Origin of the sequence: Aquimarina agarivorans (genome assembly GCF_000218485.1) — a bacterium.
GTDB lineage: Bacteria > Bacteroidota > Bacteroidia > Flavobacteriales > Flavobacteriaceae > Aquimarina > Aquimarina agarivorans.
In genome coordinates this window covers 1-645 of record NZ_AFPB01000070.1, presented here as the reverse complement: position 1 = coordinate 645, position 645 = coordinate 1, and the positions used below count along the sequence as shown (strand labels likewise).

Here is a 645-nt window from a genome sequence, read left to right as displayed (position 1 = left end):
GCGTGCATGGATGGCTTCGGTGTCCTGGGACTATCCGAAAGACCGGATGCTGGCCTTGCAGCGCCAGGCGCAGGCGGCCAGCGCCGCCGCGCCGGTCGATACCGGCCTGTCGCTGGAGAAGATCCGTTTCCGCTACGCGGTGTTGGGCAGCAACCCGCCGTGGAAGCCGCTGCGCGCCTTCGATGACGGCGAGAAGGTCTATATCCAGTTCCCGCCCGGTATCGCGCAAGGCGAGCTGCCGCCTTTGTTTGTCATCGGCGCGCAGGGCGACGGGCAACTGGTGAACTACCGATTCCGCTCGCCGTACTACATCGTCGATCGGCTGTTCGGCGCAGCCGAACTGCGCCTGGGCGGTGATGGCGGCGACGTGGTGCGTATAGAGCGCACGGACGGCGTGGCGCGGAGGAACTGACCATGAGCCAGGAAGACACTCCCGACCTCGCCACGCCACAGGCGGGCAAGGTTGCGCCCGAGGCGGTGGCGCTGCGCGCCCAGCCGCGCCCGGTTACGCGCCTGAACCGGCGCACGCTGGCCATCCTCGCCGGCACCCTGTCGGTCGCCGTGCTCGGCGCGCTGATGTGGTCGCTGCAACCGCAGCGGCGCGGCGCAGGCGAGCAGACCGAGCTTTACAACGTCGATCGTGTC

At 68.8% G+C, this 645-nt stretch carries 1 protein-coding gene and 1 pseudogene; both read left to right on the top strand.

Annotation, left to right across the window (positions count from 1 at the left end; translation table 11 throughout):
* Positions 1-412, top strand: a 412-nt coding sequence (locus GMC_RS23380; RefSeq protein ID WP_157998134.1) for a TrbG/VirB9 family P-type conjugative transfer protein, incomplete at its 5' end; no start/stop codon positions are given.
* A gap of 2 nt (positions 413-414) precedes the next feature.
* Positions 415-645: pseudogene (locus GMC_RS23375) on the top strand (TrbI/VirB10 family protein); the annotation flags it as partial.